The organism is Halorubrum sp. AS12 (genome assembly GCF_051122765.1).
Taxonomy (GTDB): Archaea; Halobacteriota; Halobacteria; order Halobacteriales; family Haloferacaceae; genus Halorubrum; species Halorubrum trapanicum.
This window is the reverse complement of record NZ_CP185385.1, coordinates 1,234,585-1,249,433: the sequence shown is the minus strand read 5'-3', so window position 1 is coordinate 1,249,433 and position 14,849 is coordinate 1,234,585. Positions and strand designations below refer to the sequence as shown.

General features: G+C 69.0%; 13 protein-coding genes and 3 pseudogenes. 11 read left to right on the top strand and 5 right to left on the bottom strand.

The window, feature by feature from the left end; all coding sequences use genetic code 11:
- Positions 1-23: 23 nt before the first annotated feature.
- The 6 genes and pseudogenes from pstC (at position 24) to ACODNG_RS06250 (ending at position 5,995) form a co-directional block, all read left to right on the top strand.
- Positions 24-998, top strand: coding sequence for a phosphate ABC transporter permease subunit PstC (gene pstC, locus ACODNG_RS06275; RefSeq protein ID WP_434522874.1), 975 nt, complete (start codon positions 24-26; stop codon positions 996-998).
- Positions 998-2,765 (top strand): annotated as a pseudogene (gene pstA / locus ACODNG_RS06270) (phosphate ABC transporter permease PstA). The gene pstC and the pseudogene pstA overlap by 1 nt, the downstream one beginning before the upstream one ends.
- Before the next feature lie 109 nt (positions 2,766-2,874).
- Positions 2,875-3,601 (top strand): annotated as a pseudogene (gene pstB, locus ACODNG_RS06265) (phosphate ABC transporter ATP-binding protein PstB); the annotation flags it as partial.
- Complete coding sequence (gene phoU / locus ACODNG_RS06260; protein WP_434522873.1) at positions 3,602-4,303, top strand: phosphate signaling complex protein PhoU; 702 nt, start codon at positions 3,602-3,604, stop codon at positions 4,301-4,303.
- 73 nt (positions 4,304-4,376) lie between these two features.
- Complete coding sequence (locus ACODNG_RS06255) at positions 4,377-4,853, top strand: low molecular weight phosphatase family protein (RefSeq protein ID WP_434522872.1); 477 nt, start codon at positions 4,377-4,379, stop codon at positions 4,851-4,853.
- A 90-nt stretch (positions 4,854-4,943) separates the two neighbouring features.
- Positions 4,944-5,995 (top strand): annotated as a pseudogene (locus tag ACODNG_RS06250) (sodium:calcium antiporter).
- Positions 5,996-6,054: 59 nt separating this feature from the next.
- Here ACODNG_RS06250 and ACODNG_RS06245 read toward each other — a convergent pair.
- Entirely contained in the window at positions 6,055-6,999 is a 945-nt protein-coding gene (locus ACODNG_RS06245) for a VOC family protein (protein ID WP_434522871.1), read from the bottom strand.
- A 133-nt stretch (positions 7,000-7,132) separates the two neighbouring features.
- Here ACODNG_RS06245 and ACODNG_RS06240 point away from each other — a divergent pair, with 133 nt between their 5' ends.
- The 3 genes from ACODNG_RS06240 (at position 7,133) to ACODNG_RS06230 (ending at position 9,767) form a co-directional block, all read left to right on the top strand.
- Positions 7,133-7,552, top strand: a complete 420-nt coding sequence (locus ACODNG_RS06240; protein WP_434522870.1) for a cobalamin B12-binding domain-containing protein — start codon at positions 7,133-7,135, stop codon at positions 7,550-7,552.
- Positions 7,553-8,728 (top strand): methylmalonyl Co-A mutase-associated GTPase MeaB, encoded by a 1,176-nt coding sequence (meaB, locus tag ACODNG_RS06235; RefSeq protein WP_434522869.1) that lies wholly within the window; start codon positions 7,553-7,555, stop codon positions 8,726-8,728.
- 85 nt (positions 8,729-8,813) lie between these two features.
- Positions 8,814-9,767, top strand: a complete 954-nt coding sequence (locus ACODNG_RS06230) for an alpha/beta fold hydrolase (RefSeq protein WP_434522868.1) — start codon at positions 8,814-8,816, stop codon at positions 9,765-9,767.
- Positions 9,768-9,789: 22 nt separating this feature from the next.
- Here ACODNG_RS06230 and ACODNG_RS06225 read toward each other — a convergent pair whose 3' ends face one another.
- The gene (locus tag ACODNG_RS06225; RefSeq protein ID WP_434522867.1) at positions 9,790-10,308 is read right to left on the bottom strand and encodes a DUF4442 domain-containing protein; all 519 of its coding nucleotides are present in this window, start codon (positions 10,306-10,308) and stop codon (positions 9,790-9,792) included.
- Positions 10,309-10,879: 571 nt separating this feature from the next.
- On the opposite strand from ACODNG_RS06225, the gene ncsA reads away from it, so the two are divergent.
- A complete protein-coding gene (ncsA, locus tag ACODNG_RS06220) occupies positions 10,880-11,893 on the top strand; it encodes a tRNA 2-thiolation protein NcsA (RefSeq protein WP_434522866.1) in 1,014 nt (337 codons plus the stop codon).
- A 71-nt stretch (positions 11,894-11,964) separates the two neighbouring features.
- On the opposite strand, the gene ftsZ is transcribed toward ncsA, so the two are convergent.
- The 3 genes from ftsZ to ACODNG_RS06205 form a co-directional block, all read right to left on the bottom strand.
- Entirely contained in the window at positions 11,965-13,203 is a 1,239-nt protein-coding gene (gene ftsZ, locus ACODNG_RS06215; RefSeq protein ID WP_434523064.1) for a cell division protein FtsZ, read from the bottom strand.
- Between the two features lie 4 nt (positions 13,204-13,207).
- On the bottom strand, positions 13,208-13,387 hold the full coding sequence (locus ACODNG_RS06210) for a ribbon-helix-helix domain-containing protein (RefSeq protein ID WP_004595187.1): 180 nt from the start codon (positions 13,385-13,387) through the stop codon (positions 13,208-13,210).
- Between the two features lie 202 nt (positions 13,388-13,589).
- Positions 13,590-14,207: a double zinc ribbon domain-containing protein gene (locus tag ACODNG_RS06205; protein WP_434522865.1), complete on the bottom strand. Its 618-nt coding sequence runs from the start codon at positions 14,205-14,207 to the stop codon at positions 13,590-13,592.
- A gap of 157 nt (positions 14,208-14,364) precedes the next feature.
- On the opposite strand from ACODNG_RS06205, the gene ACODNG_RS06200 reads away from it, so the two are divergent.
- Complete coding sequence (locus ACODNG_RS06200) at positions 14,365-14,838, top strand: DUF7518 family protein (protein WP_434522864.1); 474 nt, start codon at positions 14,365-14,367, stop codon at positions 14,836-14,838.
- Positions 14,839-14,849 lie beyond the last annotated feature (11 nt).

The window sequence follows — 14,849 nt, the reverse complement described above, 5'->3', positions numbered from 1 at the left end:
CAGCGTTCGATACCCGACCGGTTGTGACAGATAGTACCGAGAGTCCCGATCTCCAGCGCCGGAGCGGGCTCAGACGACTGAAGGAGGGGACCTACGGCGGGCTCTTCGCCGCGTGCGCGGTGGCCACCCTGCTCACGACGGTCGCGATCTTCGCCACGCTGCTTTTGGACGCGGTCGTGTTCTTTCAGGAGGTCTCGATCGTCCGGTTCCTGAGCGGCACCAACTGGAGCCCGAACCCGGCCGGCGGCGGGCAGTCGTTCGGCATCGTCCCGCTTCTGATCGGGACGCTCACCGTGACGGTCACGGCGGCGTTCATCGCGCTCCCCGTCGGAACGCTGACGGCGATCTACCTCAGCGAGTACGCGACCCCCAACGCGCGCTCGATACTCAAACCGCTCTTGGAGATCCTCGCCGGCATCCCGACGGTCGTGTACGGCTACTTCGCGCTGGTGTACATCACGCCGGCGCTGAAGGCGACGCTGTTCCCGGAGATGAGCACGTTCAACGCGCTCGCGGCGTCGATCATGGTCGGGATCATGACGATCCCGATGGTGTCGTCGATCTCCGAGGACGCGATGAGCGCGGTGCCCGACGAGCTGCGCCAGGCCGGCTACGGGCTCGGCGCGACGAAGTTCGAGGTGTCGACGGGGATCGTCGTTCCCGCCTCGATCTCCGGGATCGCCTCCTCGTACATCCTCGCCGTCTCGCGCGCGGTCGGCGAGACGATGATCGTCGTCGTCGCGATGGGTGCGCAGGCCCGGATGCCGGCGGTACAGGAGTTCGCCTTCGGGATCCCGTACATCAACCCCGCCGATGTCCTCCTCCAGTCCGGGATGACGATCACCGTCGCGATGGTCCAGATCGCGCAGGGCGACCTCACCGGCGGGACGATCCCGTACGACTCGATGTTCGCGCTCGGACTCTCGCTTTTCGTGGTGACGCTCGCAATGAACGTGATCAGTGACATAATTGCGGAACGCTACCGGGAGGAGTACTGATGGCGACGGACAACGCCAACGCGGACGGGTTCGGCGAGGTGAGTCGAGTCCGCGGCATCGTCTTCGAGTACCTCTCGCTCGGCGCGAGCGTCGCCGGCCTCGTCGCGCTCGGCGTCCTCCTCGTGTACGTCGCGATCGACGCCTTCGACCTCGCGAACGCCAGTCCGGAGTGGCTGTTGACGTACTTCCTCACGCTCGTCGTCCCGTTCCTCGCCTTCTGTCTGTACAGCGCGGGCGACCCGTCGGTAACTCGCCGCGCGCTCGGCGCGCTCGGCGGCGGGCTCGTCGCCGTCGCGGTGCTTTTCACCGCGATCGAGGCGTTCGTCGTCGAGATCCCGCGACTCTCGTGGCAGCTCGCGTACCTCTTCGTCGTCGCCACGCCGGTCACGGCGTACCTCGCGTACGTCGGCAGCGGCGGCCGCGTCGGCGCGGTCGGCTTCGGCCTGCTCGGCCGGCTCCTCGGCGGGACCGCGATCGGCCTCGCCGTCGGGACGCTGTTCTTAGTGTTCGACGAACTGGTGTGGTTCCTCGCGTACACGCTGGGCGTCGTTCCGGCCGCATTGCTGTACGCGTACGGCCGCCGTCGCTCGGTCGGCCGAGCGGTCACCGCCGCCGTCCCCGTCGGGCTCCTCGGGGTCGTCGCCGCGGTGGTCCTCCGGAACGTCGTCGCCACGTACCCGTCGGACCTGATCATCTACGCTTGGACGCTGGCGGTTCCGATCGCGGTCGCCGGCGCGCTCGTCACGGCCGGGCGCGGCAGCCGGACCGCGGCGGCCGCAGTCGGCGGCGTCCCGCTCGCGGTCGCGGTCGCCGGCGGGTTCCTCGCCGGCGGGTTCGGCGTCCCCCGTCCCACGACGCTCATCGTCCTCGCCACGGTCGGCGTGCCGACGGCGGTGTACGTCCACCGGGTGATCGACGAGGGCGACGGACTGGTCGGGCTCGGACTTCCGTTCCTGCTCGCCGGCGGCGCGCTCGTCGGCGCGCTCGTCGGCGGGGCGTGGGGCGTCCCCGCGCCGGACCCGTGGCTCGACGCGTCGTTTGTCACGGAGGCGCCGTCGTCGACCGCGGCCGAGGCGGGGCTGTACCCGGCCATCGTCGGCTCCGTGATCATCATCGCGCTCGTCGCGGTGCTGTCGTTCGTCCTCGGCGTCGGGACCTCGATCTTCTTAGAGGAGTACATGCCGGGGACCGGCGTCCTCGGGTCGCTGACGCGGCTGTTGCAGGTCAACATCGCGAACCTCGCCGCGATCCCGTCGGTCGTCTACGGGCTGCTCGGGCTCGGGCTGTTCGCGAACCTCCTCGGGCTGGGCTACGGGACGGCGGTGACCGCCTCGCTGACGCTGTCGCTTCTCATCCTCCCGATCACGATCATCTCCGCGCAGGAGGCGATCCGCTCGGTCCCGGACGACCTCCGGCGCGGGTCGGACGCGATGGGCGCGACGCGCTGGCAGACGACGAAGAACGTCGTTCTGCCCGAGGCGATGCCCGGTATCCTCACCGGGACGATCCTCGCGCTGGGCCGCGCGATCGGCGAGACCGCGCCGCTCATCATGATCGGCGCGGCGACGACGGTGTTCAGCGCGCCGAGCAGCCTGTTCAGCCGGTTCAGCGCGATGCCGATCGGAGATCTACGCGTGGGCCGGCTTCCCGCAGGCCGAGTTCCGGTACGGGGTCGTCGCCGCAGGCGTTATCACGCTACTCGTCATCCTCATCGGCATGAACGGGACGGCCATCCTGCTGCGGAACCGCGCGGAACGGGGGAGCTAACATGAGTAACACGACAACAGACGACTCACTGATCACGACGGAGGTACAGGCGGACTCGAACGACGACCGCGCGGCGCCCGCCGCCGGAACCGCGGTGGCGGCGCGGGACCTGAACGTCTTCTACGGCGACGAGCAGGCTATCGACGACGTGACGATGGAGATCCCCGAGAAGCGCGTGACGGCGCTGATCGGTCCCTCCGGCTGCGGCAAGTCGACGTTCCTCCGGTGTATCAACCGGATGAACGACATGATCGAGATCTGCCGCGTCGAGGGCGACGTGGAGTTCGGCGGGAAGAACGTGTACGGTCCCAACGTGGACCCGGTCGCCTTGCGCCGGAAGATCGGGATGGTGTTCCAGAAGCCGAACCCGTTCCCGAAGTCGATCCGCGACAACGTCGCGTACGGCCTGAAGATCCAGGGGTACGACGGCGACGTCGACGCGCGCGTCGAGGAGTCGCTGAAGGGAGCCGCGCTGTGGGACGAGGTGAAAGACCAGCTCGACTCCTCTGGACTCGAACTGTCCGGCGGCCAGCAACAGCGGCTCTGTATCGCCCGGGCCATCGCGCCCGACCCGGAAGTCATCCTGATGGACGAGCCGACCTCGGCGCTCGACCCCGTCGCAGCCTCGAAGATCGAGGACCTCATCGACGACCTCGCAGAGGAGTACACCGTCATCATCGTCACGCACAACATGGCAGCAGGCGGCCCGTATCTCCGACCGCACCGCCGTGTTCCTCACGGGCGGCGAACTGGTCGAGTACGACGACACCGCGAAGATCTTCGAGGACCCCGAGGAACAGCGCGTCGAGGACTACATCACGGGGAAGTTCGGATAGATGCCCCGAGAGAACTACCAGGAGCGTCTCGATCAGCTCCGCGAGGACGTGGTCGCGATGGGCGAGACCGTCTGCGACCGGCTCGACGACGCGATCGAGGCCGCGGTCTCCGGCGACGACGACCTCGCTCAGTCGGTGATCGAAAGCGACCACGAGATCAACGAGACGTACCTCGCCTTAGAAGACGAGTGTACCGAACTGCTGGCGCTCCAGCAGCCGGTGGCCGGCGACCTCCGGCTCGTCGCGGCCTCCTTCAAGATCATCACCGACCTCGAACGCGTCGCCGACCTCGCGACGAACGTCGCGGCGTACGGCGGTCCGGAGGGCGGCGTCCACACCGCGGTCGACGTGCGCGACCTCGGAGACGGCGCCCGCGAGATGGTCGCGGACGCGGTCGCCGCCTACGCGGCGCGCGACCCGGACGCCTGCCGCGAGATTGCCGCCCGCGACGACGCGTTCGACGAGCGCTGTCGGGAGGCGAGCGAGGCGGTCGTCCGCGAGCTGCTGGAGGCCGACCGCGCCCGCAACGCGGCCCGAGACGGGCCGGCGCCGACGGACGGCGAGGCACTCGAAGCCTCGCTCGACGAGGTGTCGCAGGCGCTGCTCGCGGTGCGCGACCTCGAACGGGTCGCCGACCACGCGGTCAACGTCGCGGCGCGGACGCTGTACATGATCGAGAACGACGACGAGCTGATCTACTGAGCGGGCCGACCCGCCGAGCGCGGTTCGCTCCGCGGCGGGCGGTTCGCGGCCGACGAACGACACACTCCCCACGATGACGAACCCCACCGACACCACCGACGGCGGACCGACCGACGAGCCAACCGACGCGGAGACCGTCCTCACGTTCATGTGCGTCCGCAACGCCGGGCGCAGCCAGATAGCGACCGCGTTCGCGGAGCGTGAGCGCGACCGGCGCGGGCTCGGCGACCGAGTCGAGATCCGGACCGGCGGCACCGCGCCCGCCGACAGCGTCCACGATGTCGTCGTCGAGGCGCTCGCGGAGGTCGGTCTCGACGGCAACGGGCGGACGCCGAGAGAGATATCCGACGAGTCGCTCGCCGAGTCGGACTTCGTCGCCACGATGGGGTGTTCGACGCTCGAACTGGAGACCGTCGACACCGACGACTGGGACCTCGACGACCCCGGCGAGCGGCCGATCGAGGCGGTCCGCGAGATCCGCGACGAGATCGAGCGCCGCGTGATCGCCGTCTTCGACGAGCGGTTCGGCGAGTTCGACGGCGGTCGGTAGGCGACGCGAGCCGAGCCGACGGGGTTCGGGACCGAGACGGACCGCCCGCTTCCGGAACCACTAATCGGCTCCGAGCGGATCTATCGCACGGTGACGCTACTCTATGAGCTTATCGGCGACCAGTCGCTCGCCGTCTGGATCGCGCTCGGCGTGGTCGGGTTCCTGCTGACGTGGAAGGGCGCGAACATCGTCGAGTCGACGACCTCGAAGATCAGCGACCACTTCGGCGTCTCGCAGGCGATCCAGGGGGACTCATCGTCGCGGCCGCGACGTCGTTCCCTGAGCTCGCGATCATCATTATCTCGGTGCTCGTCCTCGGCGACTTCGGCGTCGGCGCCGGGGCGCTCATCGGGACCGCGGTGTTCAACATCCTGGTCATCCCGGCCGCCGTCTCCATCACGAGCGGCGACACGACGACGACACAGGGGATCGTCTACCGCGACGCCATCTTCTACATGGTCGCCGTCCTCGCCCTCTTCGGCGTGATCGCCTTGGGCGTCCTCGGGACCGACGGGCGGGAGCTGGCGCGGATCACCCCACAGATGGGCGTCGGGCTGCTGGTGTTGTACGGCGTGTACGTTATCCTCCTCGCCGGCGGCAAGAGCGGCGCGTCGGACATGAAGCGGACGGAATCGACGAACGTCCCGAAGCAGGCCGGACTGTTCGCGGCCGGACTGGTCGTCGTGCTCGTCGGCGTCGAGTCGATGGTGGGTATGACGGTGCAGATATCCGAGGCGCTCGACGCGCCGTCGTTCCTCGTCTCCGTGACGTTGCTGTCGGCGATGAGCTCGTTCCCCGACCTGCTCGTCGGCGTGAAGATGGGCAAGGCCGGCGACAAGCGGGCGGCGATCGCGAACGTCTTCGGGACGAACACGTTCAACCTCGTCGCGGCGCTGCCGATCGGCGTCATCCTCGCCGGCGGCGTCTCGATCGGCTTCCTCACGTCCGTGCCGCTACTGCTGTTCCTGTTTTACACCACTCTCGTCGTGGTGGTGATGGCCGCGACGGATTTCGAGATCACCACCGAGGAGGGGTACGTCTTCCTCGCGATGTACCTCGTCTTCCTCGCGTGGATGACGACCGAGGCGCTCGGGATCACCACGTTCCTGACCGAGTCGACGCTAAGGACGATCGTCGGGTGACCGGTCCGTGAGTCAGCCCCGAAACTGACTCGACCCCTGAACCGTCTCGCGGAGATCGGCTATTCCGTCCGAACGCGAACCTCGATCCCGTCGGCGTCGGTGACGGCGATCCCCTCCCCGCGCTCCTCGACGACGAACTCCGCGTCGCGCTCGGTCGCGACCGCGTCGAGTCGGGTTCGGACCGCGTCCAGCCCGACCGCGTCGGGGACGACCACCTCGAACCACGCGAGACCCCGCCCCACCGCCGGGGTCGTCCGCCCCCGCCACGTGTTCGCGCCGAGGTGGTGGTGGTAGCCGCCGGCCGCGACGAACCGCACGTCCGGGCCGCTCGTCCCGACCTCGAAGCCGAGACCGTCGACGTAGACCGCCTCGAACGCCGACAGCGAGGTCACTTCGAGGTGGACGTGACCCACGTCGGTCCCGGCAGGAGCGCGGTCGACGAGAGGGACCGAACCCGCTCGCTCCTCGCTCGACGCGGCCGCGGCGACCCCCTTGACGTCGAGCGGGTCGGTCGCCATCCGAACCGTTCCGTCCTCCTCTGTCGGCCACTCCTCGCGGGGCCGGTCGCGGTAGATCTCAACGCCGTTCCCCTCGGGGTCGTCGAGGTACAGCGCCTCGCTGACGAGGTGGTCGGAGGCGCCGGCGAGCTGCCAGCGGTCCCGTACGCGTCCCAGCGCCTCGCCGAGCGCGGCCCGCGAAGGGACCCGGAACGCGGTGTGGAAGAGTCCGGCGTCGGTCCGGCTCCGCGCCGGGCGGTCGGCGTCGCGTTCCAAGATCAGGAGCGGGGTCTCCCCGACGCCGAGCGTCGCTCGCTCGTCGTCGCGGTCGAGAACTGCGAGACCGACCACGTCCCGGTAGAACGCGGTCGTCTCGTCGAGGTCGGCGACCCGGAGCGCGGCGCGGCCGATCCGCGTCTCGGCGGGGAGTCGGTTGTCACCGTTGCCCGCGGAATCGTTGGGAGCGCCCGCGGCGTCGTCGCTGTCGCCGTCGGTCTCGTCGGTCATTGAGCCGTTTACGGTCGCCCGCGCGTTCAACGCGTCGGTCGCGGATCCCGCGGCGCCGATCGGTCCCGCCCTCTCGCCCGAACCTTCCCTATCTTCCGTTAGAATCAAACCCGCACGCGACCCAGAGTGGGGCATGAGCGCCGAACAGCAGGAACGGGCCGTCCGGTGTCTGGTCGCGAAGGTCGGACTCGACGGCCACGACCGGGGCGCACACGTGATCGCGCGGGCGTTCCGCGACGCCGGCTTCGAGGTCGTCTACTCCGGACTCCACCGCGCGCCGGAGGACATCGTCCAGGCGGCGGTCCAGGAGGACGTCGACGTGCTCGGCATCTCTATCCTCTCGGGCGCGCACAACACGCTCGTCCCGAAGGTGATCGAGGGACTGAAAGAGTACGACGCGTTCGACGACACCCTCGTTCTCGTCGGCGGGATCATCCCAGACGAGGACGAGGACGACCTGAAGGATCTGGGCGTCGCCGAGGTGTTCGGGCCGGGGACGCCGATGGAGGAGACGATCGAGTTCATCCGGAACAACGTCCCGGAGCGCGCGTAGATGGCCGGGCCGGACGCACCCGCGTTCGCGGACGCGCCGTCGCTCTCCGACGCGGACGCCGCGCTCGTCGAGGACCTCCTCTCGGGGAGCCACCGCGCGCTCGCCCGCGTGATCACCAAGATCGAGAGCCGGACGCCGGGGTACCGGGCGATCGTCTCCGCGCTCCACGAGCACACCGGGGGCGCGGACGTGATCGGGATCACCGGGTCGCCGGGCGCCGGGAAGTCGACGCTGGTCGACAAGCTCGCCGCCGCCTACCGCGAGCGCGGCGACACGGTCGGCGTGATCGCGGTCGACCCCTCCTCGCCGTACACCGGGGGGGCCGTCCTCGGCGACCGGATCCGGATGGGTTCGAACGTCGGCGACATGGACGTGTTCTTCCGGTCGATGAGCGCGCGCGGCCAGCTCGGCGGCCTCTCGACTGCGACCGCGGACGCCGTGAAGGCGCTCGACGCCTTCGGGAAGGACGTGGTCGTCTTAGAGACGGTCGGCGCCGGGCAGAACGAGGTCGACGTGGTCCGTACCGCCGACACGGTGGCGGTGCTGGTCCAGCCCGGCTCCGGCGACGACGTCCAGACGCTGAAGGCCGGTATCCTCGAGATCGGCGACGTGTTCGTCGTCAACAAGGCGGACATGGACGGCGCACAGCGGACCATCGCCGAGCTGGAGGAGATGGTCCACCGCCGCGAGGGCGGGACGACCGGCCGCGGCGCCGGCCACCACGGCGCGGCCTCGATGGTCTCGACCGAGGGAGGCGGATCCGGCGGGACCCACCACGACGCCGGCCATTCGGCGGACTCCGAGTCCGGTGAGTCCGACGCTCGCGACGCGGACGCCGACGACTCGTGGACCCCGGAGGTGTTAGAGACCGTCGCGAACACCGGCGAGGGCGTGGAGGCGCTGATCGAGACGTTCGACGCGCACGCGGCGTACCTGCGGGAGTCCGGCGAGATCGAGGCGACCGAACGGCGCCGGTACGCCGAGGAGATCCGCACGCTCGTTCGGGCGGACGTGGGGGCGCTCGCGACCGCCGAGATCGAGCGCCGCGGGGGGATCGACCGCCTCGCCGAGCGCGTCCGCGACCGGGAGACGGACCCGTACGCGGTCGCCGAGGCGATCGTGGGACCGATCGCCGACTGCGTGGAGGAGGTCGCGGACGGCGACCGCGACGACTGAGGCCCGGTCTCGTTCGGCGTCGCGGTCGCTCCGCGCCCCCGCCGCGTCCCACGGGTATAAGTCGCCAGCGAACCAACAGGTTTCCATGAAGCTCAGGAACCTCCTCGGCGGCGCCGCCCTCGGCGTCGGCGCGCTCGCCGCGCTCAACACCGGTCTCCGGTACGAGGGCGAGCTGGAGTCCCCGCTCGACGGCGACGACGGCACCTTCCGCTGGCGCGGGATGGACGTCGCGTACACCGAGGCGGGCGACCCGGACGACCCCGATCTGGTGTTGCTCCACGGGATCAACGCCGCCGGCTCCGCCGGTGAGTGGCGCGCGGTGTTCGACGGCCTGGCGGCCGACTACCACGTCGTCGCCCCCGACTTCCCGGGGTACGGCCGCTCGGACCGGCCGCCGCTCCGGTACTCGGCAGCGCTGTACGAGGACTTCGTCTACGACTTCCTCGCGGAGTTCGACGAGCCGGCGGTCGTCGCCTCCTCGCTGTCGGCCGCGTACGCGGCCGCGGCGGTCGACGGCGGCGACGCGGAGGGCGGCGTCGACCTGCGCGGGTTCGTCGCCGTCTGTCCGACCGCGACCGCGGGACCGAGTCCGGCGAAGGGGTGGCTCCGCGAACTGCTCCGCGCGCCGCTCGTCGGGCAGGCGCTGTTCAACGTCGTCGCCTCGAAGCCGTCGATCCGCTACTTCAATGCCGACCACGGCTACGACGACCCCGCGAACCCGAGCGCCGAGTGGACCGACTACGAGTGGCGCACGACCCACGTCGAGAACGCGCGGTTCGCGCCCGCCTCGTTCATTTCGGGGAGCCTGAACAGCGAGATCGATCTGGCCGCCGCGCTCGCGGAGCTGGACGTGCCCCCCACGATCGTCTGGGGGCGGGAGGCGACCGTGAGTCCCCTCACCGAGGGGCGCGAGCTGTCCGACGCCGCCGACGCGCGGCTCGTCGTCTTCGACCGCGCGCGGCTGCTCCCGCACGTCGAACACCCCGAGCGGTTCGTCGAGACGGTCGAGGAGGCGCTCGTCGCGGGCGTGACGGCCTGAGACCTCCGGCGGTCCGACTCGGTTACTCGTCGCGGCGCACGTACAGCGTCTTCTCGCAGGCCGCGTGGACTGCTCCCGCCTCGTCGACGAGCGAGACGAGGTACTCGCGGTCGGTCGACTCGCCCGAATCGAGCGCGTCGCGGATCGCCTCGGTCTCTGCGGCCGGCAGGTCGAACTCCGCGTACAGCGTGTCGCGGCCCGGTTCGATGAACTCCAGCGCGGCCGACTTGTCCCACACCGTGAACCCGTCACCCAGCGTTCGCCGGAGCATCGTCATGTACACCGGGTCGATCGCGCCGTAGATGCTGCCGCCGAATATCGTTCCGACTGCGTTCCGGGTGCGCCAGTTGAACGGGACCCGGATCCGGACGTAGCGCCAGTCGGCCGCGATGTGGTCGACGCGCGCCCCGGTTCCCCGGTACGCGGGCAGGAGGTTGAACCCGAGTCGCCAGAGCCGGGTCCGGCGGCTCTCCGCCGGCGGGTCCTCGCGCAGGGGCCGCGGGTCGGGGTCGCGGTCGACTCCGGTCGGGGAATCGCTCACGGCGATCCGGGACGCCCCGGCGACAAACCGGTGTCGGAACCGGCGACAACCGGCCCGGGGTTGTCGATGTCAGACGTGCGTTTACACCGACTGCGGTGGCGCGTGCCGACGAGCGCCCGGAGGGCGTGAGTCGCACGCGCGAGGTCGCCGGCGCTACGCGCCGGCTGCCAGAGGGACCTTCGGTCCCTCGCTGGAGTCAGTCGCCGGAGCGAAGCGGAGGCGACTGACGAGGCTGGGGAGGTGTGAGGTGCTGTGCTGGGCGGTGCGGGGCGGGACTCAAAGGGGCAGTCGCGAGGACGAAGCCCGGCGACGGAAGTAGCGTGGCGCTATGCGCCACGGAAAGCCGGCGGCAAAGCCGCCGGCGACATCGCAGGAACGAGCGAAGCGAGTGACGAGGAGCGCAACGAGCCGCGCGAGTCCTCGCGGCTGGGGCTTTGGGGTGGTTCGCCGTCGATCTGCCAGTAGCGGTTTACAACCGATCGACTGGAGCTTTGGCGGTGGTCCCGGCGGAGCCGTTAATCACGTATTCGGCCCGAAACCCGTATGCCCGCGCGACCGCAACCCGACACCGATGGAGTGCGACAAGTGCGGGAGCGACGCGATCCACCACGCCGCCTACTCCGGGGCGCACCTCTGTGGCCACCACCTCCGGGAGTCGGTCGAAAAGCGCGTGAAGCGTCGGATCCGCGAGGACGGTCTCCTCGACCCGGACGCGACCCCCGACGACCCCGACCGCTGGGTGATCGGTCTCTCCGGCGGGAAAGACAGCGTCGCCCTGACGCAGATCCTCGACGACGTGTTCGGGAAAGACCCCCGCGTCGAGATGCTCGCCTTGACGATCCACGAGGGGATCGAGGGGTACCGCGACGCCAGTGTCGACGCCTGCGTCGAGCTGGCCGACGACCTCTCCTTGCGCCACGAGCTGGTCTCCTACGAGGAGGAGTTCGACGTGCGCATGGACGACGTGGTCGAGGACGACCCGGAGGATATGGCCGCCTGCGCGTACTGCGGCGTGTTCCGCCGCGACCTGCTGGAGAACTACGCCGCCGAGTTCGACGCCGACAAGCTGCTCACCGGCCACAACCTCGACGACGAGGCGCAGACGGCGATGATGAACTTCCTCGAGGGCGACGTGCGACAGGTCGCGAAACACTTCGACGCCTCGCTCGGCCCCTTCGACGAGCGCGCGGAGACCGACGCGTTCGTCCCGCGCGCCAAACCCCTCCGCGACGTGCCGGAAAAGGAGATCGCCTTATACTGCCACGTTCGCGACCTGCCGACCCACATGGCCGAGTGTCCCCACGCCGAGGAGGCGTACCGCGGCGAGATCCAGTCGACGATCCACGCCTTAGAGGAGAACCACCCGGGCGCGCGCCACTCGATCATGGCCGGCTACGAGGAGCTGTCCGCGCTCGCGGCCGACGCCTACCGTGGGGGTGGCGAGAGCGGCGAGGACGACGAAGGCGACGAAACGGGCGACGACGCCGACGCCTCGGCCCTCGGCGAGTGCGAGCGCTGCGGCTCGCAGACGAGTCGGGACATCTGTCGGAAATGCCGGCTGCTGGAGTCAATCGAAGCCGTCTGACTGGACAGAAATTCCCACAAACCGTCGCAAAAAGCGGTCAGCCGTCTCTACTCCGGGAAAACGGGGACGACTCAGCGGATGACGTCGAGCCCGTTGTTCTTCTCGATCGGGTCGCTGCCGCCGTCGGACTCCCACGCGCTGCGCTCGGTGCCGCCGGAGACCGCCGGCTCGCCCGTGTCGCCGTGGCCGCCCGCGGTCTCGTTCGCCTCGGCCGCCCGCGAGCGCGAGTCGCCGATTTCGTCGCCGTTGACCGCGGCGCGGGACTTGTCTGCCTGCTTCTGGGTCGAGGGACCGAGCACCTGCGCGCTCTGGACGCCCGTCATGATCGCCATGACGCGCACCTTCCCCTTGTACTCCTCCTGGATGCGGGCGCCCCAGATCACGTTGGCGCTCGCCTCCAGCCGCTCGGTGATGTTGTTCGCGATCCCCTCGGCCTCCTTCAGCGTGAGGTCCGGGCCGCCCGTGATGTGGACGAGTCCGCCCGAGGCGCCGCGGTAGTCCACGTCGAGCAGCGGGTGGTTCATCGCGTCGTTGACCACCTCTTGGGTCTTGTTCTTGTCTTGGGTCTCGCCGACGAGCATGACCGCGACGCCGCCCTGGTCCATGATCGTCGACATGTCGGCGTAGTCGAGGTTGATGAGGCTCGGCTGGGTGATCGTCTCCGAGATCCCCTTGACCGTCTCCGCGATGATCTGGTCCATCACGGAGAACGCCTTCCCGATCGGCAGGTTCGGGACGTAATCGAGCAGCCGGTTGTTGTCGAGGACGATGATCGAGTCGGCCTCGTTGCGGAGGGTCTCCAGGCCCTCCTCGGCTTTCACCGTGCGGGCGCGCTCGACGTTGAACGGCGTCGAGACCATCCCGACGACGATGGCGCCCTGCTCTTTGGCGATCTTCGAGACGACCGGCGCCGCGCCGGTGCCGGTGCCGCCGCCCATCCCGGCGGTGACGAAGACGAGGTCGGCGTCGCCGAGCACCTCCTTGATCGTCCCCTGAGCCATCTCGGTGGCGCGCTCGCCCATCTTGGGGTCGCCGCCGGCACCGAGCCCCTGCGTGAGCGACTTGCCCACGAGGATCTTGGTGTCGGCCTCGATCATCTTGAGGTGCTGTTTGTCCGTGTTGATGGCGACGGTGTCGGCGCCGTCGACGCCGATGTTGTACAGCCGGTTGACCGTGTTGTTGCCGGCGCCGCCGGCGCCGACGATGACGATTCGGGGGTCCCCGAACTCGTCGTCGTCCATGTCGACGGAGTCCATGTCGCGCTTCTCCGCTTCCGCGTTGTCGAGGGCGTCCTGAACGAGATCTTGGATCAGTTTACACCTTCGCCCAGTTGCGGTTGCGGCCGCGCTCGTCGCGCTCGCCGTCCTGTTCGTTCAACATGTCGCGGACGGCCGACCGGATCGCCTCGCTCCGGTTCGGGAACTCGCCCGTCTCCACCATCTGTTCGACCTCGTCAATCTGCTGTTTCGGGATTCGTAGTGTCACACGCTCCATTGGTATTCCCCCGGTAAGACGGCGAACACGCGACGCGTGTGTCTTACAGCGCGGGACCGCCCGACTACGGGGCAACACCCCGAATCGGATCCTCTGTAAGACGACCGTCTTACGCAACTGGACTCACCGAGCCTACCACTATAAAACTACCGGTGGTTGTAAGACAAAATGTTAAACTACTGAATATGGCGCATACCGGTGTCTACCTCCTGTTATCGTCTTTCAGAACGTCTGCCGCCGGGGTTCTCCGCCCGCATCCCGGGCAGAACGCCCAGTCGGTCCGGAGCTCGTCGCCGCACTCGCAGAAGGCTCTGTGGGACTGCTTTTCGCCACAGTTCGGGCAGTACACGTGGTCTGAAGGCACGATATCGCCGCACCCGCCACAGGCGCCTTCGCGCGTTTGCGCGGTCGAGTCCGCATCCGTCTTACGCGCGCCCGGATCCCCGTCGGTCGCCGTCTCACGCGTCACACGAACGTCGCCTTCGGACTCGTCGGATTGGGCGTTCGGCGCGTCGAGCGTGACGTTTACGTTGATCTCTCCCGAGCTTCCGGGCGTATACGCCGGCGTCGCGGCGCCGGCCGTCGGACCGAGCCGCTCGTCGAGCACGGCGTCGAGCCGCTCCGCGATCAGCTCGTCGACGCGGTCCGCGAGGGCGTCGTCGACGCTTCCCGTCGACGCGTCGGACTCGTCCGGCGCGGCCTCGTCGCCTCCGTCGAGGTGTGTCCGGAGCGCCTCCCGCATCACCTCGCTTTTGGAGGCGTCACACGCTTCCAGCCGGTCGACGAGGTCGTCGTCCGCCCGGAAGGTGATCTTGCTCATACCGAAGGAGTATTGTCGGTCGGTACAAGTATCTTCCCCTGTTGTCTGACACGTTTCACATCTCCGAAACGTTCGGGAAACCCGCCAAATCGTGTGAATTGGTCACACATGTGTCTGACGCAGATTTATACGCGTCGCGCGAGCACACGTGTGTATAATGAGTAACCGCGTCGAGGACCTCGAACGGCAGGTCGCGGAGCTACAGGCGGCGGTCAACGGACTCACCGAAGAGCTCGTCGAGATGAAAGAGCGCGTCCGACAGCTGGAAGACGAGCGCTCGGTCGCGGTCGAGGCGGACGCGACCGGTGCGGAAACCGGTTCCGAGGACGACACGGAGGCGTCTGTCGGCGACGAGTCCGCGGCAGCCGGTAGCGAAGCCGAACGGGTGTCCGGCGGCGAGCGGACGACTCACTCTGACGACCACGTCGACGTCTTCGAGTCCGTCGAGGACTCCTCAGACGGTGCGTCCGAGGCCGACGCGACGGCCGCGGCCGACGCGAGCGACGGTGAGGACGTCATCGTGCCCGAACAGTCTGCGACGACGCCCGACGCCGACGCGTCGACCGACGCAACCGACGAGACCGACGACGACGACGGCGAGTCGAGCGACAGCGACATCATCGTCGCGTAAGCGGTCGTCCC